The sequence below is a fragment of the Rhizobacter sp. P3_B12 genome (assembly GCF_056402895.1).
This window is the reverse complement of record NZ_JBFUGN010001322.1, coordinates 1-1,342: the sequence shown is the minus strand read 5'-3', so window position 1 is coordinate 1,342 and position 1,342 is coordinate 1. Positions and strand designations below refer to the sequence as shown.

Annotated in this window: 1 protein-coding gene; it reads right to left on the bottom strand. The window is 70.7% G+C overall.

Annotated features, from left to right (window positions below):
- Nucleotides 1-1,111 (bottom strand): DNA polymerase III subunit gamma/tau (gene dnaX, locus AC1D01_RS34905; protein ID WP_477874129.1); only part of this gene is annotated, 1,111 nt, incomplete at its 3' end.
- Between the last annotated feature and the right edge of the window lie 231 nt (nucleotides 1,112-1,342).

Below are 1,342 nucleotides of genomic sequence, written 5' to 3'. Positions count from 1 at the left end.
GGGCCGGCGTGCCACCCGGCTTGAAGGCCAGCAGGCGCAGCAGCACCATCACGAGGCCGCTGTATTCGTCGGGCGCCAGGCCCAGCTCGGCGCGGCCGTGCAGCACGATGCTGTAGAGCAGTTGCGTCTCGTCGGGCGCCAGCAGCGCGGCCAGGCGCTGGATGGCGGGCGTGTCGGGATCGGCCTCGTCGGCCGCGGCCGGCACGGCCTGCAGCACGGCCATCTGCTGCAGCAGCGTGGCGATCTCTTCGAGCGTGCCGCTGCACGACAAGCCGAGCGAGCGCAGCCCATCGACCGTGGCGACCACGTCGGCGCCGTCGCCGGCGGCCAGGGCCTCGACCAGCCGCACCGCGTGGCTGCGGTCGACCGCGCCGAGCATCTGGCGCACGCCCGCTTCGAGCAAGGCACCGGCGCCGAAGGCGATGGCCTGGTCGGTGAGCGACAGCGCATCGCGCATCGAGCCGCGCGCGGCGCRCGCCAGCAGCCGCAGCGCGCCGGGCTCGGCCTCGATCTGCTCGGCGCCGAGCACGGTGGCGAGGTGCTCCTGCACCGTCTGCGGCGCCATCGGCCGCAGGTTGAACTGCAGGCAGCGCGACAGCACGGTGGGCGGCACCTTCTGCGGATCGGTGGTGGCGAGGACGAACTTGAGGTACTCGGGCGGCTCCTCGAGCGTCTTGAGCATCGCGTTGAACGCGGTGTTCGACAGCATGTGGACTTCGTCGATCATGTAGACCTTGAAGCGGCCGACCACCGGCTTGTAGACGGCCTGGTCGAGCAGCTGCGAGATCTCTTCGACGCCGCGGTTGGAGGCGGCATCGAGCTCGACGTAGTCGACGAAGCGGCCGCTGTCGATGTCGCGGCAGGCATCGCAGACGCCGCAGGGGTGGGCGGTGATGGTGCCCTGCCCGTCGGCGCCGGTGCAGTTGAGCGATTTAGCGAGGATGCGCGAGACGGTGGTCTTGCCGACGCCGCGCGTGCCGGTGAACAGGTAGGCGTGGTGCAGGCGCTGCTGCGTGAGCGCGTTGGCCAGCGCCTGCACGACGTGCTCCTGGCCGACGAGGCCTTCGAAGTCACGCGGGCGGTATTTGCGGGCCAGGACGAGATAGGACATCGGGGCATTCTACGGGGCCCGGTGGTACCCGATAATCGCGGTTTCGGCGGCCGCGCCGACCTCCGACCGCCCCGCCATCGACCCTCTGCTCCCGATGAAATCCACCGCTGCTTCCCCCGACACGCTCAGCTACGAACAGGCCGGCGTCAACTACGACCTGATCGACCCGCTGAAGGTGGCTGCGCAGCGCGCCGCCAAGGCCACCGGCGCGCACCTGGGCGTGCATGGGTT